The organism is Bacillus haynesii, from assembly GCF_001969855.1.
Classification (GTDB): Bacteria; Bacillota; Bacilli; order Bacillales; family Bacillaceae; genus Bacillus; species Bacillus haynesii.
Genome location: NZ_MRBL01000001.1, coordinates 146797 through 168726, shown reverse-complemented (window position 1 = coordinate 168726; position 21930 = coordinate 146797). Strand labels below are relative to the sequence as shown.

Genomic DNA, 21930 nt, shown 5'->3' with positions numbered 1-21930 from the left:
TATTGATATTAATCGAAAAACTCAGGCAGGGGGAAGTTATGGATTACGGAATTTTAATATCGATAGGTATTTATATGGCAGGAATGCTTTTCATCGGATATTTTGCATATCGCAGGACATCAAATTTGACCGACTATATGCTTGGCGGAAGAAATCTGGGCCCCGCCGTCACCGCGTTAAGCGCAGGAGCTTCCGATATGAGCGGCTGGCTGTTAATGGGGCTGCCCGGTGCGATGTTCCTGAACGGATTGAGCAGCGGCTGGATCGTTGTCGGTCTGACAATCGGCGCTTATTTGAACTGGGTGTATGTTGCGCCGAGGCTGAGGACGTATACGGAAACGGCCGGCAACAGCATTACCATACCCGATTATTTCGAAAATCGTTTTAAAGACAGTTCAAGGCTGTTACGGATGACGTCGGCTTTTGTTATTTTAGTATTTTTCACTTTTTATACATCATCCGGAATGGTGGCGGGCGGAGAGCTGTTCAGAACAGCATTCCACCTTGATTATCGGATCGGCATCTGGCTGACGGCCGGGGTTGTCATTCTTTATACGCTCTTCGGGGGCTTTTTGGCTGTCAGCTGGACCGATTTTGTTCAAGGGACGATCATGTTTATCGCGCTTATCTTAATGCCGGTAGTCGTTTTTGTCCAATTGGGGGGGATTGCACCGGCATTTTCGGAAGTGAACGCGGTTAACCCGGACCTCCTCCGACCGTTTCAAGGAACAACCGTAATCGGTATCATTTCTTTACTGGCATGGGGGCTCGGCTACTTTGGACAGCCTCATATTATTGTCAGGTTTATGGCGATTTCAAGCGTGAAAGAGTTGAAGAGTGCCAGAAGAATCGGCATGGGCTGGATGATCTTTTCGATTTGCGGAGCAATGCTGACAGGACTCGTCGGCATCGCCTATTTCAGCGCGAATCATCTTTCGTTAAAGAATGCCGAGACGATATTCATTAAACTTGCCGACCTTTTGTTTCCTTCAATGATTACGGGGTTCTTGCTGGCCTCCATTTTAGCGGCTGTCATGAGCACGATTTCTTCGCAGCTTCTTGTAACCTCAAGCGCGCTGACTGAGGATTTTTATAAAGCGTTTATCCGGAAAGGGGCTTCTGACAAAGAACTTGTGCTTGTCGGAAGGCTGTCTGTCCTTGCCATTTCACTGATCGCACTCATGATGGCGCTTCATCCGAATGAAACGATTCTGAATCTTGTCGGCTATGCATGGGCAGGCTTCGGGGCGGCATTTGGCCCTGTCGTTCTGCTGAGCCTGTATTGGAAACGAATGACGAAGTGGGGCGCGCTTTCAGGAATGCTTTCCGGTGCGCTGACCGTTATTGTGTGGGAACAAGTGAAAGCTTTTGACCCGGTTTATGAAATCATTCCCGGATTTATTGTTTGTACGGTTGTGATCATTGCCGTCAGTCTGATGACAAAGAAGCCGCCGGCAGAGATTGAAAAGGAATTTGAGACGGCGGTTGAACAGCTGAAAGGGTGAGAATATGGTGATGGTCTTTGTCAAAGTATGATTGACGATCGCGTTTCTCATCGGAGCTTTCGCAGGATTCCTGTGGGCTTTTCCCAAAGAAAAAGGCGATGAATTTTTCTCGGAAATGGCGGCGGATTGGATCGGGAATCTTCACACTTTTCGGTTTGATTGATTTGCTGTTTGCCATGTGTGTTTCTTTTATTCCGGCCGTTATATTATTGATGATGTCCGTATTCATATGGCTGATCGATTTCTAAATGAAAAAAACCAAATTGGCGGAAAAAAACTTTCGTCAATTTGGTTTTTTATTTTTTCGGCTAGGCTATGACACTGCAATAAGGGAAATGAGAAACGGCGCTGCGCAAAGCGTGATGATCGCTGCCAGGATCATCGATACGCTTGAAATCGTTCCGGACACGGAGCTCAGCTCAAATGCTTTTGACGTACCTGCGCCGTGGGCGCTTGTGCCAAGCAGCACGCCCCTTGCGATTTCATTATCAATCCGGAAGTAGCGAATGACCATCGGTCCGATCACTGACCCGAACAGGGCGGTCAATATGACAAAAACAGCGGTCACCGCGGGCATTCCGCCGATCATTTCAGAAACGCTCATTGCAATTGGCGTAGTGACTGATCTGGGAACGAGGCTCTCGATCAGGTCTTCATTCAGCTTGAAAAGTTTTGCGATTAACGCTGTTGACAGGATCGCGATACAGCAGCCTACAGCCACATTGATAATGATCTCAACCGCGTATTTTTTCAAGACTGGAAAGTATTTGTACAGCGGAATCGCAAAAGCCACGGTTGCCGGCTGGAGCATGTCTGTTAACAAGCGTCCGCCCGCATTGTATGCTTCAAAAGGAACGTTGATGAAAAGCAGCAGGCCGACCAGTATCACCGGCGTGACCAATAAAGGTGATGCATACACCTTTGGATGGCGTGTATACACCGCTTTTGCGCCCAAATAGATTAAAACTGTTGCGATCAGGCTTAAGCATCCGATGAGCATGTTTTTTTCCTTTCCTTTCTTTTGGCAATCAATTGAGTCAGCACTCCGGTCGACACCATGACGACGAATGTACTGATGAGGACAACGAGTATAATGCTTGTGCCGAATTCAGCCAGTATATCCCCGTAGTTCATAATCCCGACGGCTGAAGGGACAAAGAACAAAAGCAGCTCCGCGAGAAGCCACAGCGCGCCGATTTCAATCCATTCCAGCTTAATGATTTTGAAATGGAGAAGCGCAAAAATGACGATGATCCCGAGAATACTGCCGGGAATGTTTATATGAAGAACCTCGACAATCAGATTCATGAAACGCGCGAATAAAAATAAAAGAGCGACCTGACCTAATCCTTTAATGAATGTTTTCATGTCATTATCCCCCTTTCTAAACAAGAGTGTACATGAGTTTCAAGTATAGGTAAAATACATATACAGAATAGATATTATTCATTTTGTCTATAGTTAAAAGCGGAAATCGGGTCAAAAGAAACAGTTTACTGACTAAAATTAGAAAATGTCGTCCGGAATCATTTGGCGATTTTTTGTGACCATTAAACCGCTGTGTTCCCGTGCCTTTAGACTTGTCCGCGATGAAAGCGGTGTACAGTTGATTCAAAAAGGCGGGTTATATGTCCTTAAAATGCGATGTGAGGAAGATGCTGAACTGTGTATATATCCCTAAAAACAGTATTTAAAGCCTATTCAACATCCGTGATTTTCGACTTAAACTATAAATATTGGAAATGAGAGCAAGTCTAGTCAAAGATGTGAATCTAAACCGAATCATGATTTGACAAGGAAACAATCAATGCGAATCATACTGCAATTTCAGAGGTGACAATAATGGACTACTCAGACACGCTGCAAAAAATACACGGTGTCCTCTCCCATAAGGCGGAAGAGCTGGAAGAACAAATCGCAAGGCTGGAGCGGGCAAAGCGCGATGTAGAGCGGGAACAAAACCTCGGAATCGAAGAAATCAGGCAGATTTTGCGACCGAACCTTGATGAGTCGTGGACCGGAAGCAGAGCAGCCGATTTTGACGAAGCACGTGATGAAGCGCACACGGCTATGTACAGAATTTTCACCGATGAGTATGATCGGTATATTCATAAAATTGATTTAAAGATATTTGCTTTAGATTCTGAAAAAGGGGCTGTTCAGGCTGCAAGCTGGTCAGCCGACCGGGCGGACTTTCTGATGGAAAAAGGAGAGGAGGCCGTCGACGCTTTGCACAGCACAATCAACGGTTTAAAAGGATGGTTGAAATGAGCAAAACGATTAAACTTAACCATGCAGCGGTTATGAAGCAGCTGGAACAAGTGAACAGCACGCTTCAAGCCATATCTTTAAAAAGCCCGTCATCCGGAGCGCTCGGGCGGAATAACCTTGATTTTACAAAAAAGTGGCTTGAACGCGAAGCCGAAATTTGCAATATGGTCGAACAGTATAAAGAGGCTGTTCGTAAAAACATTGAGGACACCCGTTCGAATGTAGACACACTGAAAGAACAGGATGAGGCGATCGCCCGAAGATAGGCGCTGCCGGCTATATGCCGGCGGCGTTTTTTTATGTAAGAAAGGGCTCCGCGGGGTGCAGAAAATAATGAAATTGGTTTAGAATATGAATACAAGCAGGAACTCTGAAAGGATGTCAAACAAATGGACATACGCCACTTAACCTATTTCTTGGAGGTAGCCCGTCTGAAAAGCTTCACAAAGGCTGCTCAGTCATTATATATATCCCAGCCGACAATTTCCAAAATGATTAAAAATCTTGAAGAAGAGCTGGGGATCGAGCTGTTTTACCGGCGGGGGCGGCAGATCGAGCTGACTGATGCGGGGCAAAGCATGTATGTGCAGGCTCAGGAAATCACCAAGTCGTTTCAAAATTTAACTTCAGAGCTGAACGACTTGATGGACGTCAAAAAAGGGCACGTGCGGATCGGTTTGCCGCCGATGATCGGCTCCGGTTTTTTTCCGAAAGTGATAGGGGATTTCAGAGACAAATATCCGAACGTCACCTTTCAGCTTGTTGAGCACGGATCTGTGAAAGTGCAGGAGGGAGTAGAAGACGGGTCGCTTGATATCGGCGTTGTCGTCCTGCCTGCAAAAGAGGAGACTTTTCACTCCTTTACGATTGTAAAAGAAGACTTAATGCTGATCGTCCACCCGTCCCATCGTTTTGCCGATGCTGAAGAGATCGAGCTTCCACAGTTAAGCGAAGAACCGTTTATTTTCTTCCGGGAAGACTTTGTTCTTCACGAAAGGATCATTACGGCCTGCTTGAAGGCGGGATTTCAGCCGAATGTCATTTATGAAACTTCGCAATGGGATTTCATCAGCGAAATGGTTTCCGCGAACCTTGGGATCGGTCTTTTGCCTGAAAGAATCTGCCGGGATCTTGATCCTGAAAGGGTGAGGATCATCCCGCTGGTGAGACCGGCCATTCCTTGGCATGTCGCCGTCATTTGGAGAAAAGACCGCTATCTGTCGTTTGCGGCGAGGGCGTGGATTGATCATACAAAATCGTATATATGGAGCGAGAATTCAAAAACAGAAAGGGATGCAGCCGAATGAATCTGGAAGATGCCGCAAGGGGAATTGAGAAAGTCAGAAAGCAAAAACCGCTCGTACACAACATGACAAACAATGTCGTTACCAACTTTACGGCAAACGGTTTGCTGGCTCTCGGCGCATCGCCGGTGATGGCGTATGCGAGGGAAGAGGCCGCCGACATGGCAAAGATCGCCGGAGCCCTTGTGCTGAACATCGGCACGCTCAGCCGTGAATCTGTTGAATCGATGATCATTGCAGGAAAGTCCGCCAATGAACATGGGGTGCCGGTTATTTTTGATCCAGTCGGTGCTGGAGCGACGCCGTTTCGTACGGAATCGGCTCAAGCGATCATGCGCGAAGTGAAGGTTTCCGCCATCAGAGGCAATGCCGCGGAAATTGCCAACACGCTTGGAGAAGACTGGCTGATCAAAGGTGTGGACGCGGGTGAAGGGAGCGGCGACAGAATGGAGCTCGCAAAAAAAGCCGCGAAATTATGGGATACTGCCGTCATCATAACCGGAGCTGAAGATGTGATAACGGATGGTACAAAAACCTATACCGTGGGCAACGGACATCAACTGCTAACAAAAGTGACGGGGACAGGCTGCCTGTTTACCTCTGTCATCGGTGCATTTTGCGCCGTTGAAAAAGACGTTTGCCATGCTGCTGTATCTGCAGCTGTTTTTTATGGAACGGCGGCCGAGTTGGCCGCGGAGAAAACGGAAAGCCGAGGGCCCGGAAGTTTTCAAATCGAGTTTGTGAATCAGCTTGCTGCCGTTGAAGTTATGGATATAAAAGAACGCGGCAGGATCAGAGAGGTGGAATAAGATGACGCGAGTCTCAGGAGAAGCAATGAAAGATCTGTTGTCGGTCTATTTTATTATGGGTTCAAACAATACCGCAGAGGAGCCTTTAACTGTTATTGAACAAGCTTTAAAAGGCGGTGTGACCCTTTTTCAATTCCGCGAAAAAGGCGAGGGTGCGTTAAAAGCGGGAGATCAAAGGGCGTTTGCTCGACAGGTGCAGGCACTCTGCAAACAGTTCAATGTTCCGTTTATCATCAATGATGATGTAGAGCTCGCACTTGAACTTGACGCCGATGGTGTGCATATCGGACAGGATGATGATAAGGCCGCAGACGTCAGAGCGAGAATCGGGGAAAAAATCCTCGGCGTGTCCGCGCATACACTCGAAGAAGTCCTAAAGGCGGAAAAGGATGGAGCGGATTACATCGGTGCAGGACCGGTTTATCCGACTGAAACAAAGCGGGATACAAAAGCTGTGCAGGGCGTCTCGCTCATTCAAGAAATCCGCAGGCAGGGGATTGGCATTCCTGTGGTCGGAATCGGCGGGATCACGGTCGGAAACTGCGTCCCCGTCATCGAGGCCGGCGCCGACGGCATCAGTGTCATCAGCGCCATCAGCAAAGCCGCCGATCCAAAGCAGGCCGCCAAGGCGTTTAGCGAGAAAGTGCAAGCTGCTAAACAAAGCGCGCATTCCTAAATGGAATATGCGCTTTTCAGCGTGTCGAGAAACCCTCGCGTTCGTTGTCAGGTCTGCGCGTCGGTGCTCACGAATAGGAGAAAGATCGGCGGCTAACCGCCCAGGCGTCCTGCCTGAACACCGCCGTCATTACATCCTGTGAAAGTCCGCTCCGATGCTCGGCCTTCCTAGACTGCAAGGGTTTTCAATCACGCTGAAAGGATGATAAAATCCCAAAACAAAAAGCCGTTTTGGGATTTTATCAACAATCTGCAAAGCGCGCATTCCTAAATGGAATATGCGCTTTTTATATGAAAATTAAAATCTCTCGTTCATAAACCGTTCCAGAAAACTCCCGGTCACAAGGGAGGACATGCCAAGTGCCGAGGCGGTGCGTCCAAGCGTGGAGATTTTTAAATGATAATTAGACAAGGCTTCTGCTGCGCTTCTTGAGGCAATCGTTTTTTTGATCGCATCGACGATGATCGGATAGGATTCCACAATGGTATTCCGCAAGATAACGGTATCGGGATTCAACGTCTTCAAGATGTTGAGAAGTCCGATGCCGATATGAAAGCCAAACCGTTCAAACGTCTCCATCATGTCCGGATCACCGCGGTCTGCAAGTTCTTTAACGGTTTCGTAAAGCGGCGACCCGGAACTCGCTGCATAATGAGAGAAGACGGCTTTTTCAGAAGCGTAAAGCTCCCAGCAGCCTCTATTTCCGCACCGGCATAATGGACCGTCAAAGTGAATGGACATGTGCCCGGCTTCTCCGGAAAAACCTTGCACACCTCTAAACAGTTTTCCGTTCATTAAAATCCCTAAACCGATCCCGGTATTAATACTGACAAACACGGCATGCTCCAGCTGGCCGGCCTCTCCGTATTCCTTCTCGCCAACGGCGCCGGCATTTGCTTCGTTTTCTATTAAAATGGGAACGCCGAACCTTTCTTCCAGTTTTTCTTTTAACGGAATCAAATGGATCGGCTTATTTGGCGTAAACACCACCTGCCGTTCGTTGTCCACCAAGCCGGGCACGCACACGCCGATTCCGGTCAATCCGTATGGGGAAGGCGGTATTTTGTCAACGGCAAGCCCCGTCAACTCGATTAATGCCTCTTCTGTCGCCTGAATGTCTTCTTCATCAAGCATCCGTTCGAATTGTTCAAGCAAATGCCCTTCAAGATCGGTTAACACAACAATCACATAATTGGTTCCGATGTCTACACCTACCGCATAGCCGGCTTTTCGATTGAATTTCAGCATAACGGGCCTCCGGCCGCCGCTTGACTCGCCGCGGCCGGTTTCATAAATGATGTCCTTTTGAAGCAGGGAAGACACTTGGGAGGAAACGGTCGCTTTATTTAATCCCGTTATTTCCGAAAGTTTTGCTCTTGAGATGGGCGCGTTTTCAATAATCTGCTCAAGAATCAGGGCTTTGTTCATTTTTTTTACAAGGGCTTGATCCGCTGTATTCAATGTCAATCACTCCATTGTTTTGAAGCTGTGAATTTATTATAGTATAACAAATTTAGAAAACTCAATTTTTTCCTTCATTTCCATTGAAAGCGGTTGATTCATCTTGTAAAATAAATACAAGGAAGTTAGTTTAATGGTTAAACAAACTTGGTTTTTAACGTTTGCAAGGAAAAGTGAAGGGGGAGATCGGAATGTTTTTTAAAAATGTCGGAATGATTGAGTATGAAGGAGCCGATTCGGAAAATCCTTACGCATTTAAATATTACAACCCTGATGAATATGTCGGCGGCAAAACGATGAAGGAACATCTTCGCTTCGCTGTTGCGTATTGGCATACCTTTGATGCGGACGGGAAAGACCCTTTCGGCGACGGGACGATGTTCCGGGCGTGGAACCGGCTGACACATCCTTTGGATAAAGCAAAAGCCCGGGCGGAATCGGCTTTTGAATTTTTTGAAAAGCTCGGCGTGCCCTATTTCTGCTTTCATGACGTTGATATCGTTGATGAAGGAGCAACGTTGCGTGAGACCTTCGCGTATTTGGATCAAATGTCGTCTTTTCTCAAAGAAATGATGGAGACAAGCCGTGTTCAGTTGCTTTGGAATACAGCCAATATGTTTACGCATCCGAGATATGTCCACGGAGCCGCAACTTCTTGCAATGCAGACGTCTATGCCTATGCAGCCGCAAAAGTGAAAAAAGGGCTGGACATCGCCAATGAGCTTGGAGCGGAAAACTATGTGTTCTGGGGCGGAAGAGAAGGTTATGAAACATTGCTGAATACAGATATGAAGCTTGAACTCGAAAACTTGGCTTCATTTTACAGAATGGCAGTTGAGTATGCGCGCGAAATCGGTTTTGACGGCCAATTTTTGATCGAGCCGAAGCCGAAGGAACCGACGAAGCACCAATACGATTTTGATGCGGCCACAACGATCGCTTTTTTAGAAACTTACGATTTAAAAGACCATTTTAAACTCAATCTTGAGGCGAACCATGCAACATTGGCCGGGCATACATTTGAGCATGAACTAAGGGTGGCTGCCCTGCACGATATGCTGGGTTCCATTGACGCCAATCAGGGCGATTTGCTTCTGGGCTGGGATACAGATGAGTTCCCGACTGATCTGTATTCTGCGGTTCTGGCGATGTATGAAATTTTGAAAGCAGGCGGGTTTAAAACCGGCGGTATCAACTTCGATGCTAAAGTAAGGCGCCCGTCATTTGCCGATGAAGACTTATTTCACGCTCATATCGCAGGAATGGATACGTATGCAGTCGGCTTGAAAGTCGCCTCCCGCCTGCTCGAAGACAAAGCGCTCGATCAGGTCATTGAAGAACGTTATGAGAGCTATACGAAAGGCATCGGGCTTGAGATCAAAGAAGGCCGTACCGATTTGAAAAAGCTCGCCGCTTACGCTCTTGAACACGACCATATTGAAAATCAGTCAGGCCGCCAGGAACGACTGAAAGCGACCGTTAACCGTTACTTATTGAACGCTTTGCGCGAAGCGCCGGCAGGAAAGGAGACACGCTAGTGGAATACGTGATCGGGGTCGACCTCGGTACCAGCGCGGTTAAAATCATCCTTGTCAATCAGCGGGGAGAGCTGTGCGGCGAAGTCTCCAAATCGTTTTCCATCATTCAGCCCCATTCCGGTTATTCTGAACAGGATCCCGCAGAATGGGCGGAAAAAACGAAGGAAGCCATTAAGGAATTAGTCATGCATTTCCCGGGAAAAGCATCTCAGATTAAAGGGATCAGCTATTCCGGACAGATGCATGGATTGGTGCTTTTAAACGGCAAAGGAGAGGTTTTGCGAAACGCCATCCTGTGGAACGATACACGGACAACCGAACAATGCCGGCTGATTAACGACAAAATTGGAAAGGAGCGCCTGCTCGAGATCGCGAAAAACCCGGCGCTCGAAGGCTTTACCCTTCCGAAGCTTTTATGGGTGAAAGAACATGAAAAAGAGCTGTTTGAAAAGGCGGCCGTTTTTTTGCTGCCGAAAGACTATGTCAGGTACACGATGACGGGGCGTCTTCACAGCGAATATTCAGATGCAGCCGGAACGCTCCTGCTCGATGTGAAACATCAAACATGGAGCGGGGAAATCTGCAGCAAGCTCGGCATCCCGGAGTCCTTATGTCCGGATTTGATTGAGCCGGGCGTCTGTGTCGGCGGCCTCAGTCCGGAATTTGCTGCCGAAACCGGGCTGGCTCCTGAAGTCAAGGTGTTTGCCGGCGGCGCTGATAATGCATGCGGCGCGGTCGGCGCCGGTATTTTAAGAGAAGGAACCGCCCTTTGCAGCATAGGCACCTCAGGGGTTGTTCTCACATATGAATCAAACCGTGATCAAGAGTTTAATGGCAATATTCATTTTCTGAACCACGCCGCCCCCGATGCGTTTTATTCGATGGGAGTGACGCTTTCTGCAGGACGCAGCTTCAGCTGGTTTAAAGATGTATTTGCCGGGCAAGCGTCATTTGACGAATTAATCAGCGATATTGACCATTCCCGTCCCGGGGCCGGGGGACTGCTGTTTACCCCTTACTTGTCAGGGGAGAGAACCCCTCATGCCGACGCAGATATTCGCGCCAGCTTTATCGGGATGGACAGTGCACATACTCGGGCGGACTTTGTCAGAGCCGTCATTGAAGGCATCACATTCTCCCTTCACGAGAGTATTGAACAATTCCGTGCCGGGGGAAAAGACATCAGCCGCGTGATTTCAATCGGAGGAGGCGCCAAAAGCGATCAATGGCTGCAAATCCAGGCGGATATCTTCAACACCGACATCATCAGACTGACAAGCGAACAGGGACCGGCATACGGTGCAGCCATGATCGCGGCCGTCGGGTGCGGCTGGTTTCCGTCGCTTGAAGCTTGTGCAGACCGATTCGTTCTCATCAAAGAAACCTTTTCGCCCCGCCGTGAATACAGCAGACAATACAAAGCTCTCTTTCAAATTTACAGAGATGTCTACCGGCACACGAAAACGCTGAACGAGCGGCTGGCAAGCTTTCGGGAATAAATAAAAACTTATGGGCCGGCCGGCTCATAAGTTTTTTTCGGGCTCGATACGGTTTAAGATTGATCCATGTGGATGCCTGTATGCGCTTTGACCTGAATTTCTGCAAATGCTTCTTGATCAGGGGTTTTTGAAGACAGAATCGTTCCGAGATAAGCGCCTAAAAAGCCGAGCGGAATGGAGATGATTCCCGGGTTGGAAAGCGGGATCAGCGGTTCTCCGACAAAGATGGCGTTTCCGGCCGGGTCCCAGACGCTCGGGCTGATGGAGACGAGGATCAGCGCGCTTAAAAGACCGGTCAGACTGCCGGCCAAAGCGCCGGTCGCATTGAATCTTTTCCAGAAGACGGTGAAGATAATGAGCGGCAGATTGGCGCTTGCCGCCACGGCAAATGCAAGCGAGACAAGAAACGCGACATTCAGCGATTGGGCGAAGACAGCAAGCAGAATCGAAAGGACGGATACGCCGATGGAAGCCCACCTTGCAGCAACCATTTGCTCTTTTTCCGTAGCCGCGCCTTTTCTGATAATCTGGCTGTATATATCATGCGCAAAGGCGGATGCTGCCGACAGAACAAGTCCTGTGACCACCGCCAAAATCGTTGCGAAAGCGATGGCTGAGACGAAGGCGAACAGAAAATCTCCGCCGAGCGCCTGAGCAAGCAGCGGTGCAGCCATGTTACCCGCTTTATCGGCAGCTAAAATGTTTTCAAAACCGACAAACGCGGCAGCACCAAAACCGAGAAACACCGTCATAATATAAAATATACCGATAATCCATGTAGCCGAGATAACCGATTTCCTGGCCGTTTTGGCATCTTTCACTGTATAAAACCTGATGAGAATGTGGGGAAGGCCGGCTGTTCCGAGGACGAGTGCCAAATTGAGTGAAAGTGTTTCAAGAGGAACCTTATACTTATTGCCGGGGTTCAAAAAATCCGCCCCGAGCGGAGTAGCTGTTTTCATTTGTTCAAACATGTTCGTCAGGCTGAAGCCGAATTTTGAAAAAACGATGACTGAAATGATGAGCGTCCCCGCCATCAAGAGAACGGCCTTGATGATCTGGACCCAGCTGGTTGCAATCATTCCCCCGAATACGACGTAGATGGTCATCAAAACCCCGACAATGCACACTGCCAGCGTATAATCGATGCCGAGCAGAAGCTTGATCAGCGCGCCGGCGCCGACTAATTGTGCAATCATATAAAAGGTGGAGATCGTGATCGTGTTTAATGCGGCGACACCGCGAATTTTCTTTTGTTTAAAACGAGAGGCAATCATGTCCGCCATTGTAAATTTGCCGAGGTTTCTGAGCGGTTCTGCTACAATATATAGCACGACTAAATAAGCGACGAGGAAGCCGATGCTGTAGAAAAAACCGTCAAACCCATTCAAAGCGATCATCCCGGCAATTCCGAGGAAAGAAGCCGCTGACATGTAATCTCCCGCGATAGCCAGTCCGTTTTGAATGCCGGTAAGTCCTCCTCCCGCCGTGTAAAACTCATTGGCCGTTTTTGTCTGTTTGGCTGCGAAATACGTAATGACAAGCGTGAGGGCGACAATGACAAGAAACAGAATAAAGGCTGTGGCACTCATGAATCAACGCCTCCAATCTTCTTTTTGAAATCGTTTGCAATTTGATCGAATTGACCGGCTTTTCTCGTATAGACAATGCACAGCGTCCACGTCATAACAAACTGAGCAATCGCGAAAACCCATGCCCATGTGATGGCTCCGACTGCCGGCTGATTCAAAAATGTGAAGTATGATGTCATAACCGGCAGCAGGAAATAAAAGAGCAAAAAGAAAATCGTCATCGGTACAATAAAAGCCCGTTTCCGCTTCAACAACCGCTGGAACTCCGGAGATGCCGCAGCTTTGCTGTAATCTATTTTGCCTTCTCTCATTTGTTCTTTGCCCCTCCTTGTATTTGTCTGAAAAGATACAACAAAGGTATGTAACAAGCTCCGGATTTATTCTTCAATTTTCACAAAGTCTCTTATTTATATAAGATGAAAGACCTGATCATCTCGAATAAATGTTTTTTCCATAAATCAAACCGTTTGTTCACCTTTTCATTTGTCATGCTTTCCGCCCCGCTTCCGACTCTGTCAGCTTCCTTCTCAGTTCATTTGCAGCCACAATCGCTGCCCGGTCTGTCATCACGCCGCCGGGCTTGTTCCCTTTGGCGAGCAGATAGCCGTCGAATGTCATGTTCATAAAATCAAAGATGTATTGAAACTGTTGAATGAGCGGCAGCCCTTTCAAGCGGGGATCATCGTCCCCGACAGCCGCGACGTAGACTGTTTTTTTCGCCATTTCCTGTTTAAATGCAGATCTCCCGTGCTCCATCAACGTCTGTGACCAGCGGTCAATAAAGTTTTTCATCAAACCCGACATTCCGTACCAATAGATCGGAGTGGCAAAAATCAGGATATCTTTCTCCAGCACCCGGCTGATCAGGTTTCTGTAGTCATCATCAGGGTAAAAAGGAGCTGTATTGCTGTGCCTGTAGTCTGATACGGGCTCAATGTGATAGTTTCGCAGGTATATCTTATCGGTATCAAGCCCGTCTACTAATCGATTCACCAGTTCTTCCGTATTTCCGTTTTCGCGGGAGCTTCCGCAGATTGCTGCTATCCCCATATTCATCATCCTCCTTGGAATCGGTCATGAATTCAGTTTAAGATAACAACAACCATCAGTAAAATTGATATTTTAGATATTTACCATCGAAAAAAACGATGATACAGGCAAATGCTTAATAGAAAAGAGAGTGTGGAAAGGAAGCCTGAGGATGTTATCAGAAGGATCAAGGCCAAAAGCTCCGCCCCCTATCAGGAGAAAGGCAATCGAAACCGATGCAGAAGAAAGTGTATGGGGATGCTGACATCAGCGTTGGTCAGCAATGCCTCTAAAACGCCTTAATCAATCCGGTCTGGTACCCCTTAAGAGAGTGAAGCTGGAAAAATGAAACGACCTATGTACAGGGCAAAAGGTAAGGCTGCTCCTTAATAAAATGCGCGTTTATATGGAGCAGTCAGAATGTATACACAGGCAGCAAGCCTGCTGCTCAAATACGTCATTATCAATTAAAACACTCGTTAAAACAGCCGGTTGGATCATCTTGATAGACCAAGATTCAACAGAACCGCCTGTTTTTTTGGATAACTGATGCTTCTAAACGCTTATTGCTTTATCTGTTTTTCAGCATCGCTTTGGATGGGCTGACTGCGAAGAAATTCTTTCACATCTTCAATTTGCAGCCCAAGTTTTTTCGCCTCCTTCATCAAAATCACCCAATCTTTGTCCAACTTGTGTTTCGTTTGAGTATTCATAGCTTCCTCCAATATGATAAGACGTTGTTCACCTCAAAGAAAAAACGGCTTTTCCTTGAGATGCAATAAAAGTTATAAAACAACAGCCATGTGAAAACAATGACAAATTTCATAAAAAATTCACAAAGTCATCATTGATAAACCTACCTATTCCCTAAATAACTGACTAAAAAAACCAAAAAATCTTAGATTCTTACTTATAATAATAAACAATCAATTACTGACTGGATAGTATTCAAATAAAAATGATCATTTTTCCCTATTAAGAATTTCTCAATTGCAGCCGAATATCCTTTGAATATTCTAAAAATAAAGAAGGGTTTTTTGAGAGAGTATTGTGTAGAAATATTGGAAAATCAATGGTTTCAAGGGATTATTTAGATTGCAGATATAGTGGATAGGGAGGGTCCTTTGGGCTTAGTTGCTGTATGGGTTAAAGAGGGGTAATACGAAAATACTATTATCGACCAGCATTAAGTGGAAAAAAAGAACATTGGTTTCAAATGCAGTGAAAAAAGTATAGCTTTTGCCTCAAAATCGCGTTAGTTCACCAAGGAAAAACGATTGTCATGGATAAAAACCCGAACTATTCCTTGTAAGGTATTTAATGGAACATGAGTCCCTCAATTTGTTTTACCCCAAGTTTTTATTTGAAGAAATGATGAAAATACAAGCTGGAAAATGCTGAAGGTGGTAAAATGAAAAAGCAGATATATCATCACCTTGGGATTGAAAAAGAGAGTCACAGGCGTTTGATAGATTCAAAATAGAAGGATAACGCCGCTGAAAGGAGAGAAATGAATTGGCAATATTAGTATGCGGAGGGGCGGGCTATATTGGAAGCCATGCTGTAGCGGAACTGTTAAGCCGCAATGAAGAAGTCGTGATTATTGATAACCTGCAAACTGGACATGAAGAGGCGGCTTTAAAGGGAGCTTCTTTTTATAATGGAGATCTGCGCGATGAAGCATTCCTGAGAAAAGTGTTTCAGGAAAACGACATTGAGGCTGTCATGCACTTCGCGGCCGATTCGTTGGTTGGAGAAAGCGTAACAGATCCTCTCAAATATTATGACAACAATGTTTACGGAGCCGTCTGCCTGTTAAAGGTCATGAAAGAGTTCGATGTGAAGCAAATTGTTTTCTCATCAACCGCTGCAACATACGGAGAACCGGATCGGGTGCCGATTATGGAAACAGATCCGACGGATCCGACAAACCCATACGGGGAAACGAAGCTTGCCATTGAAAAAATGCTGAAGTGGTCTGAAAAAGCATACGGAATCCGTCATGTCGTTCTTCGCTACTTTAATGTTGCCGGTGCGCATGTAGACGGTTTGATCGGCGAGGATCATCAGCCTGAAACGCACCTGATCCCGATCATTCTTCAAGTCGCGCTTGGCAAACGGGACAAGATTATGATTTTCGGCGACGACTATCCGACTCCAGATGGCACGTGCATCAGAGACTACATCCATGTGATGGACCTGGTTGACGCCCATATCCTCGCTGTCGAAAGGCTTCGAAACGGCGGAGAAAGTGCCGTATACAATCTCGGAAACGGCACGGGCTTCTCAGTCAAAGAAGTCGTTGAAACAGCCCGGAAAGTGACAGGCTGTCCGATACCGGCGGAGGTTGCAGAGCAGCGCGCAGGAGATCCTGCACAGCTGATCGCCTCTTCGGAAAAAGCCGTGAAAGAACTTGGATGGCAGCCGAAATACGCCGAACTGGAAACGATCATTGACAGCGCGTGGAAGTGGTTTAAAGCACATCCGAATGGCTATCAAAGCTAGAATGCGATAACAACTATATAAATAGGATGAAAAAGAGCTTTCAGTACAGAAGGAAGCTCTTTTTTGATGTTCTGAAGTTTAAAGCGGGTTGTCAGCAGGGAAAAGGAATGGAGGAAGATAATGATTCACCTTGAAAAAATTTAACAATGTTAAATTAATGATTGACCAAAGTTTTTTATTGTGGTAAACCTAAATTTGACAGATTTTTTGTTCCGGAGGGATTTGTCAGCGCTTGCTATGTGTGTAAAAAGAACTAAGAAATTACCAGTCTATTTCCTTCATTATTCATAATATCATGAACAAAATTTGACGATTTTGTGACATTTGGGTGAAAAAAAGGTGAACAATCGAAAAAAATAAGGCTAATTGGTGAAGATTTTGATAGCATAGCAAGGTAGAAGAAAAAAGTTTTTCAGAATCCTTTTATCTTAGATATTCTGACCAAATTTTAGACATCATTTAAGGAAGGATGGTGATCCTCTTGTTCAGAGCATTTAAACCACTGATTATGCTGACTTTGCTTTCCTCCGTTTTTTTATTGGGCGGCTGCAGTCAAATCGCGGTATTGGATCCTAAAGGACCGGTTGCTTCGCAGCAAAGAGATCTTATTCTATTATCGATTGGATTTATGCTGTTTATCGTAGCGGTCGTATTTGTCCTTTTTACTGTGATGATTGTAAAATACCGTGAGCGTAAAGACAGAAAGTCTCCTTACAGCCCGGAAGTAGAAGGCAATACATTTTTAGAAATCGTCTGGACAGTGGTTCCGATTTTAATTGTTATTGCGCTGTCAGTGCCGACAGTTCAAACAATTTATTCTCTAGAAGAGGCTCCAAAAGCATCAAAGGACAAGGAACCTTTGGTCGTATATGCTACATCTGTCGATTGGAAATGGGTATTCAGCTATCCGGAACAGGATATCGAAACGGTCAACTATTTGAATATCCCGACAGACAGACCGATCTTGTTTAAAATCTCATCTGCCGACTCTATGGCATCCTTGTGGATCCCGCAGCTTGGCGGGCAAAAATATGCCATGTCCGGAATGGAAATGGAGCAATATTTACAGGCAGACCATGAGGGTACTTATAAAGGCCGAAATGCAAACTTCACAGGTGAAGGTTTTGCAGAACAACAGTTTAATGTCAATGCGGTATCTGAAAGCAAGTTTAATGACTGGGTGAAGAAAACGCAGAAAGAAGCTCCTAAGCTGACGAAAAGCCAGTATGATGAACTGATGCTTCCTCAGCATGCGGACGAAATGACGTTCTCATCAACACACCTGAAGTACGTTAATCACGGAAATGATGCGGAATATGCCATTAAAGCGCGCGAAAGATTGGGCTATAAACCAGTGTCTCCGCACTCAAAATCAGATCCGTTTGAAGACGTGAAAACAAACAAAGATCAAAAACAATCTGAAGACCAAGATTCTCACTAGGAAAGGAGGAAGCTTGCATGAATTTGAAATGGGACGAATTCATAATTACAGGTGACCCATTAATTCTTGGAGCACAGATTTCCATTTTGCTTACATCCATTGCAATCGTATTTGTGCTGACATACTTCAAAAAATGGAAATGGCTTTGGAGAGAGTGGATTACCACCGTCGATCATAAACGTTTAGGAATCATGTACCTTATTGCCGCAGTGATTATGTTTTTCCGCGGCGGTGTCGACGGGTTAATGATGCGTGCCCAGCTCACGCTTCCTAATAACAGCTTTTTAGATTCCAACCACTATAATGAAGTATTTACGACACACGGTACGATCATGATCATTTTCATGGCGATGCCGTTTCTTATTGGATTAATGAACGTGGTCGTACCGCTTCAAATCGGTGCGCGCGATGTTGCATTCCCGTATTTGAACAACTTGAGCTTCTGGACCTTCATGGTCGGAGCGATGCTGTTTAATATTTCATTCGTCATCGGTGGCTCACCGAGTGCAGGATGGACGGCTTACATGCCGCTTGCGGGCAATGAGCTGAGTCCCGGACCTGGGCAGAACTATTACTTGCTCGGACTTCAGATCGCGGGTATCGGTACGCTTCTCACCGGGATCAACTTTATGGTTACCATCCTGAAAATGCGTACAAAAGGCATGACCCTATGGCGGATGCCGATGTTCACTTGGACAACGCTGATCACTTGTGTGATTATCATTTTCGCCTTCCCTGTCTTGACAGTGGCTTTGGCGCTGATGACATTTGACCGCTTGTTCGGAACAGCCTTTTTCACCTTGGCGAACGGCGGTATGCCGATGCTGTGGGCGAACCTGTTCTGGATTTGGGGACATCCTGAGGTTTACATCGTTATTTTGCCTGCTTTTGGTATTTTTTCAGAAATCATTGCAACATTTGCGAGAAAGCAGCTGTTCGGCTATAAAGCGATGGTTTATTCCATTGTGGCGATTTCGGTTCTCAGCTTTGTCGTTTGGTTGCACCACTTTTTCACAATGGGCAACAGCGCGGCGGTCAACTCGTTCTTCTCAATTACGACGATGGCGATTTCGGTGCCGACCGGGGTTAAAATCTTTAACTGGCTGTTGACGCTGCATCGAGGCAGAATCAAAATCACAACGCCGATGCTGTGGTCGCTTGCATTTATTCCGAACTTCGTCATCGGCGGTGTTACGGGCGTTATGCTTGCGATGGCAGCTGCGGATTATCAATATCACAACACATACTTCCTCGTATCACACTTCCACTACGTGCTGATCGCGGGTACTGTGTTTGCATGTTTCGCCGGATTGATCTTCTGGTATCCGAAAATGTTCGGTCACAAATTGAACGAACGCATCGGAAAATGGTTCTTCTGGCTGTTCATGACGGGCTTTAATATCTGCTTCTTCCCGATGTATTTCCTTGGATTGCAGGGAATGCCTCGCCGTATTTACACATACGGAGCAGAAGACGGCTGGACTGCATTGAACATGATTGCGACATTCGGCGCATTACTGATGGCCGCAGGATTCATCGTTCTCTGCTACAACATTTTCTACAGCTTCCGTCATTCAAAACGCGAGGAATCAGGAGATGCTTGGGGAATGGGTCGTACGCTTGAATGGGCTACATCTTCTGCGATCCCGCCGCACTATAACTTTGCGGTTCTGCCTGAAGTCACATCACCTGACGCATTTGCGCAAATGAAGGAAGACAATGTCGAGATTCATCCCGAAAGCAAGTTTAAAAAGATTCATATGCCGAGCAATTCAGGCCGTCCGTTTCTCATGTCATTATGCTTCGGATTTGCTGGATTCGGGCTTGTCTTTGAATGGTTCTGGATGGGAATCGTCGGTCTGATTGGTGTATTCCTTTGTATGATTCTTCGTTCATTTGAATATGACGACGGCTACTATGTAAGTGTTGAGGAAATAAAAGAGACTGAACGAAAGAATGCCAAGTAAAGGAGGCGGGATTGATGGAACATGCAGAACACAGCAATTCTAACGCTCCTATGGAATACCGTTCTGAAATCGGAAGGTTGAATATCCTTGGCTTTTGGATTTTTCTTGGAGCGGAGATTGCTTTATTCTCTACGTTATTTGCGACCTATGCTGTTCTTCATAACAGAACAGCAGGAGGCGTACTGCCGGCAGAACTGTTCGATGCAAAGCTCGTTTTAATCATGACGTTCCTGCTGTTAACGAGCAGTTTCACATGCGGCATTGCAGTGCATGAGATGCGCCGCGGCAGTTTGAAAGGCGTGATGATCTGGATGATCATTACCCTGTTGCTCGGTGCTGGTTTTGTCAGCTATGAGCTTTATGAATTCAATCATTATGTACACGAAGGTGCCACTTTATCGACAAGTGCTTACTGGTCATCTTTCTTTGTTCTATTGGGAACGCACGGACTGCACGTATCGATCGGTATCTTCTGGATTATCGGCATTTTGCTTCAGACGAAAAAGCGCGGCCTAACCCCGCAAACGTCTGCTAAGCTGTTTATCTCAAGTTTGTATTGGCACTTCTTAGACGTGGTATGGATCTTCATCTTTACCGGTGTCTATTTGATAGGGTTGGTGAATGTATAATGGCAGCAAAACAATCGGCTGAACACAGCCACTTTCCTTGGAAGCATATTGTCGGGTTCGTGTTGTCCATTGTGCTGACCTTATTGGCCTTGTGGGTGATCTATACGGATTTAAGCATGGCTGCAAAGCTGTGGATTATTTTCGGTTTTGCGATCGTCCAAGCTGGACTTCAGCTCTTAATGTTTATGCATATGACTGAAAGTGACAGCGGCAAAATCCAAGTCGGGAATACGCTGTTTGCCGCATTTATTGCGGTTGCGATTATTGCCGGTTCCGTCTGGATCTTCGCTGCTCACAACCATCACGGAGACAACCCTGAGGGCGGTTCTCCAGGTGCAAAACATTCTGAGCACAGCGGACATTAATTGATTGGCAAAAGAGTGCGGATTTCAACGATCCGCACTCTTTTTTGATTGCTGAACGGAAAAAGAGAGAGCCTCAGGCTCTCTCTTTCTCATACACTCTTAACCGCGTTTTACGCCGCGGCCGAATTTGCCGTCGCCTGGCTTGCTCTTTTTAGAAAGAGTAACAGTCAGGAATGTACCATAGTTTTTAACTTGAGCACTTTCCAATTTGCGCATCTGTCTCACCTCCTTATTACTTCCAGTTGATTACATATTCATGCTATCATAGAATAAAGTGGTAAAAACCACAAAAAGGCACTAAAACCCGACATCATCCTTCAATTCTATTCATAGGGTTTTTATTGCGGTATTTGTTCGGAGGAAACTGACTTAAGGAGAGTGTTACTGATGATTCGCGTGTTGTTAGTAGACGACTACAGGGTTCTGACATCCGGAATGAAGGAAATATTAAAAAAATATAATATGGATGTCATCGTTTGCCACGAAGGAAATGAAGCTCTCGACCTCTTAAAAAATCAAGAGGTACATATAGACGTTTTTCTTTATGATTTAAAAATGCCGGGGATGAACGGGTTGGAACTGTCTCTTAAAACGCTGGAAATCGCACCTCAATCCAAAATTATCATTATGTTTTCGGGAGATGAAATTCACTCATATTTTAATAAGCTGATCGAAGCCGGAGTCAAAGGGTTTATCGATAAATCGTATACAGACAGCATGATTGCTTCGAGTATTTTATTGTGTTTAAAAGGGGCGGTGTTATTTCCCGACGGCTTGCTGCAAAAACTGAGGCTCGACTCCGATCTCGCTGTGGACGAGCATTTAACAGACACAGAACTGGATATTTTGCAGAAGGTGGCCAGCGGTAAAACAAATAAAGAGATCGCAGCAGACTTACAAATGTCGACGCGCAACGTAGAGTATCACTTGAGCAAAATATATAAAAAGCTAAAAGTAACGTCGCGGTACTGTGCAGTAAAAAAAGGAACGATGCTTAATTTGATCAAGCAGAAAGTTTAAAACAAGGTATATATTCGTTTTTTCCTGCAAAAGAGAGTCGATAGGCTCTCTTTTTCTTTTTCCTCCGAATAAATCCCGTAATAATGGCCCATTGATGCAGTTGGCTAATCATGTCGGTTTTCGGTAGTTTTTTGCGGTTTTTTTGATATTGTCCTGTGATAATCTGATTCATGTGATCAGTTGGTAAATTCAGGGGTATCGTCGCATTGCAGGCTCTTTTTAAAACGCTCCAGCGCTGGAATGATAACGGCATTCGCCTGGGGAGTGGAAAGAACATCATGCATAAAGTGCTGAAAGAGAGCTTACCGGCTCTCTTCTC

General features: G+C 46.0%; 22 protein-coding genes. 14 read left to right on the top strand and 8 right to left on the bottom strand.

Annotated elements, in window-relative coordinates; genetic code table 11:
* Positions 1-38: 38 nt before the first annotated feature.
* Complete coding sequence (gene putP, locus BTA31_RS00835; protein WP_076788309.1) at positions 39-1505, top strand: sodium/proline symporter PutP; 1467 nt, start codon at positions 39-41, stop codon at positions 1503-1505.
* A 313-nt stretch (positions 1506-1818) separates the two neighbouring features.
* Here the strand turns inward: putP and BTA31_RS00825 are convergent, their stop codons facing one another.
* Together BTA31_RS00825 and BTA31_RS00820 are read right to left on the bottom strand one after the other, a co-directional pair.
* Entirely contained in the window at positions 1819-2505 is a 687-nt protein-coding gene (locus BTA31_RS00825) for a CidB/LrgB family autolysis modulator (RefSeq protein ID WP_043927601.1), read from the bottom strand.
* Positions 2487-2873 carry a CidA/LrgA family holin-like protein gene (locus tag BTA31_RS00820; RefSeq protein ID WP_076788306.1) on the bottom strand — a complete coding sequence of 129 codons (387 nt, stop codon included), beginning with the start codon at positions 2871-2873 and terminating at the stop codon, positions 2487-2489. The genes BTA31_RS00825 and BTA31_RS00820 overlap by 19 nt, the downstream gene beginning before the upstream one ends.
* Before the next feature lie 474 nt (positions 2874-3347).
* Here BTA31_RS00820 and BTA31_RS00815 point away from each other — a divergent pair, with 474 nt between their 5' ends.
* The 5 genes from BTA31_RS00815 (at position 3348) to thiE (ending at position 6565) form a co-directional block, all read left to right on the top strand.
* Positions 3348-3776 (top strand): YwqH-like family protein, encoded by a 429-nt coding sequence (locus BTA31_RS00815; RefSeq protein ID WP_076788304.1) that lies wholly within the window; start codon positions 3348-3350, stop codon positions 3774-3776.
* Positions 3773-4042, top strand: coding sequence for a YwqI/YxiC family protein (locus tag BTA31_RS00810; RefSeq protein ID WP_076788301.1), 270 nt, complete (start codon positions 3773-3775; stop codon positions 4040-4042). The genes BTA31_RS00815 and BTA31_RS00810 overlap by 4 nt, the downstream gene beginning before the upstream one ends.
* A 123-nt stretch (positions 4043-4165) precedes the next feature.
* Positions 4166-5083 (top strand): cidABC operon transcriptional activator CidR, encoded by a 918-nt coding sequence (gene cidR, locus BTA31_RS00805; protein WP_076788299.1) that lies wholly within the window; start codon positions 4166-4168, stop codon positions 5081-5083.
* Positions 5080-5889: a hydroxyethylthiazole kinase gene (gene thiM, locus BTA31_RS00800; protein ID WP_043927605.1), complete on the top strand. Its 810-nt coding sequence runs from the start codon at positions 5080-5082 to the stop codon at positions 5887-5889. Before cidR ends, thiM begins: the two co-directional genes overlap by 4 nt.
* Before the next feature lies 1 nt (position 5890).
* A complete protein-coding gene (gene thiE, locus BTA31_RS00795; protein WP_076788296.1) occupies positions 5891-6565 on the top strand; it encodes a thiamine phosphate synthase in 675 nt (224 codons plus the stop codon).
* Between the two features lie 297 nt (positions 6566-6862).
* On the opposite strand, the gene BTA31_RS00790 is transcribed toward thiE, so the two are convergent.
* Positions 6863-8026, bottom strand: a complete 1164-nt coding sequence (locus BTA31_RS00790) for an ROK family transcriptional regulator (protein WP_076788293.1) — start codon at positions 8024-8026, stop codon at positions 6863-6865.
* Between the two features lie 191 nt (positions 8027-8217).
* On the opposite strand from BTA31_RS00790, the gene xylA reads away from it, so the two are divergent.
* Together xylA and xylB are read left to right on the top strand one after the other, a co-directional pair.
* A complete protein-coding gene (gene xylA, locus BTA31_RS00785; RefSeq protein WP_076788290.1) occupies positions 8218-9564 on the top strand; it encodes a xylose isomerase in 1347 nt (448 codons plus the stop codon).
* Positions 9564-11063 (top strand): xylulokinase, encoded by a 1500-nt coding sequence (gene xylB / locus BTA31_RS00780; RefSeq protein WP_076788288.1) that lies wholly within the window; start codon positions 9564-9566, stop codon positions 11061-11063. Before xylA ends, xylB begins: the two co-directional genes overlap by 1 nt.
* Positions 11064-11116: 53 nt before the next feature.
* Here the strand turns inward: xylB and BTA31_RS00775 are convergent, their stop codons facing one another.
* The 4 genes from BTA31_RS00775 to BTA31_RS00755 all read right to left on the bottom strand — a co-directional run bounded on the left by BTA31_RS00775 (position 11117) and on the right by BTA31_RS00755 (position 14397).
* Entirely contained in the window at positions 11117-12655 is a 1539-nt protein-coding gene (locus BTA31_RS00775) for a solute symporter family protein (protein ID WP_076788286.1), read from the bottom strand.
* Entirely contained in the window at positions 12652-12966 is a 315-nt protein-coding gene (locus BTA31_RS00770) for a DUF485 domain-containing protein (protein ID WP_043927615.1), read from the bottom strand. Before BTA31_RS00770 ends, BTA31_RS00775 begins: the two co-directional genes overlap by 4 nt.
* A 175-nt stretch (positions 12967-13141) precedes the next feature.
* A complete protein-coding gene (locus tag BTA31_RS00765) occupies positions 13142-13705 on the bottom strand; it encodes a flavodoxin family protein (RefSeq protein ID WP_076788283.1) in 564 nt (187 codons plus the stop codon).
* Between the two features lie 542 nt (positions 13706-14247).
* Positions 14248-14397, bottom strand: coding sequence for an anti-repressor SinI family protein (locus BTA31_RS00755; RefSeq protein ID WP_003186207.1), 150 nt, complete (start codon positions 14395-14397; stop codon positions 14248-14250).
* Positions 14398-15199: 802 nt separating this feature from the next.
* On the opposite strand from BTA31_RS00755, the gene galE reads away from it, so the two are divergent.
* From galE to qoxD, 5 genes are all read left to right on the top strand, one after another.
* Positions 15200-16189 carry a UDP-glucose 4-epimerase GalE gene (gene galE / locus BTA31_RS00750; RefSeq protein ID WP_076788280.1) on the top strand — a complete coding sequence of 330 codons (990 nt, stop codon included), beginning with the start codon at positions 15200-15202 and terminating at the stop codon, positions 16187-16189.
* 472 nt (positions 16190-16661) lie between these two features.
* Positions 16662-17630, top strand: a complete 969-nt coding sequence (qoxA, locus tag BTA31_RS00745) for a cytochrome aa3 quinol oxidase subunit II (RefSeq protein WP_094777392.1) — start codon at positions 16662-16664, stop codon at positions 17628-17630.
* Between the two features lie 17 nt (positions 17631-17647).
* Complete coding sequence (qoxB, locus tag BTA31_RS00740) at positions 17648-19597, top strand: cytochrome aa3 quinol oxidase subunit I (protein ID WP_020453362.1); 1950 nt, start codon at positions 17648-17650, stop codon at positions 19595-19597.
* A gap of 14 nt (positions 19598-19611) precedes the next feature.
* Entirely contained in the window at positions 19612-20226 is a 615-nt protein-coding gene (gene qoxC, locus BTA31_RS00735; RefSeq protein WP_023856999.1) for a cytochrome aa3 quinol oxidase subunit III, read from the top strand.
* Positions 20226-20591, top strand: coding sequence for a cytochrome aa3 quinol oxidase subunit IV (gene qoxD / locus BTA31_RS00730; RefSeq protein ID WP_076788274.1), 366 nt, complete (start codon positions 20226-20228; stop codon positions 20589-20591). Before qoxC ends, qoxD begins: the two co-directional genes overlap by 1 nt.
* A 99-nt stretch (positions 20592-20690) precedes the next feature.
* Here qoxD and BTA31_RS23830 read toward each other — a convergent pair whose 3' ends face one another.
* Positions 20691-20807 (bottom strand): lariocidin family lasso peptide, encoded by a 117-nt coding sequence (locus BTA31_RS23830; protein WP_423856373.1) that lies wholly within the window; start codon positions 20805-20807, stop codon positions 20691-20693.
* A 171-nt stretch (positions 20808-20978) separates the two neighbouring features.
* Between BTA31_RS23830 and BTA31_RS00725 the strand changes: the two genes are divergently transcribed.
* Complete coding sequence (locus tag BTA31_RS00725) at positions 20979-21611, top strand: response regulator transcription factor (protein WP_076788271.1); 633 nt, start codon at positions 20979-20981, stop codon at positions 21609-21611.
* Positions 21612-21930: the final 319 nt, after the last annotated feature.

Excerpts from the sequence above, each read along its gene's own strand:
- putP (WP_076788309.1), top strand. The coding sequence starts at position 39 with ATGGATTACGGAATTTTAATATCGATAGGTATTTATATGGCAGGAATG.
- BTA31_RS00825 (WP_043927601.1), bottom strand. The coding sequence starts at position 2,505 with ATGCTCATCGGATGCTTAAGCCTGATCGCAACAGTTTTAATCTATTTG.
- BTA31_RS00820 (WP_076788306.1), bottom strand. The coding sequence starts at position 2,873 with ATGAAAACATTCATTAAAGGATTAGGTCAGGTCGCTCTTTTATTTTTA.
- BTA31_RS00815 (WP_076788304.1), top strand. The coding sequence starts at position 3,348 with ATGGACTACTCAGACACGCTGCAAAAAATACACGGTGTCCTCTCCCAT.
- BTA31_RS00810 (WP_076788301.1), top strand. The coding sequence starts at position 3,773 with ATGAGCAAAACGATTAAACTTAACCATGCAGCGGTTATGAAGCAGCTG.
- cidR (WP_076788299.1), top strand. The coding sequence starts at position 4,166 with ATGGACATACGCCACTTAACCTATTTCTTGGAGGTAGCCCGTCTGAAA.
- thiM (WP_043927605.1), top strand. The coding sequence starts at position 5,080 with ATGAATCTGGAAGATGCCGCAAGGGGAATTGAGAAAGTCAGAAAGCAA.
- thiE (WP_076788296.1), top strand. The coding sequence starts at position 5,891 with ATGACGCGAGTCTCAGGAGAAGCAATGAAAGATCTGTTGTCGGTCTAT.
- xylA (WP_076788290.1), top strand. The coding sequence starts at position 8,218 with ATGTTTTTTAAAAATGTCGGAATGATTGAGTATGAAGGAGCCGATTCG.
- BTA31_RS00775 (WP_076788286.1), bottom strand. The coding sequence starts at position 12,655 with ATGAGTGCCACAGCCTTTATTCTGTTTCTTGTCATTGTCGCCCTCACG.
- BTA31_RS00770 (WP_043927615.1), bottom strand. The coding sequence starts at position 12,966 with ATGAGAGAAGGCAAAATAGATTACAGCAAAGCTGCGGCATCTCCGGAG.
- BTA31_RS00765 (WP_076788283.1), bottom strand. The coding sequence starts at position 13,705 with ATGGGGATAGCAGCAATCTGCGGAAGCTCCCGCGAAAACGGAAATACG.
- BTA31_RS00755 (WP_003186207.1), bottom strand. The coding sequence starts at position 14,397 with ATGAATACTCAAACGAAACACAAGTTGGACAAAGATTGGGTGATTTTG.
- qoxB (WP_020453362.1), top strand. The coding sequence starts at position 17,648 with ATGAATTTGAAATGGGACGAATTCATAATTACAGGTGACCCATTAATT.
- qoxC (WP_023856999.1), top strand. The coding sequence starts at position 19,612 with ATGGAACATGCAGAACACAGCAATTCTAACGCTCCTATGGAATACCGT.
- qoxD (WP_076788274.1), top strand. The coding sequence starts at position 20,226 with ATGGCAGCAAAACAATCGGCTGAACACAGCCACTTTCCTTGGAAGCAT.
- BTA31_RS23830 (WP_423856373.1), bottom strand. The coding sequence starts at position 20,807 with ATGCGCAAATTGGAAAGTGCTCAAGTTAAAAACTATGGTACATTCCTG.
- BTA31_RS00725 (WP_076788271.1), top strand. The coding sequence starts at position 20,979 with ATGATTCGCGTGTTGTTAGTAGACGACTACAGGGTTCTGACATCCGGA.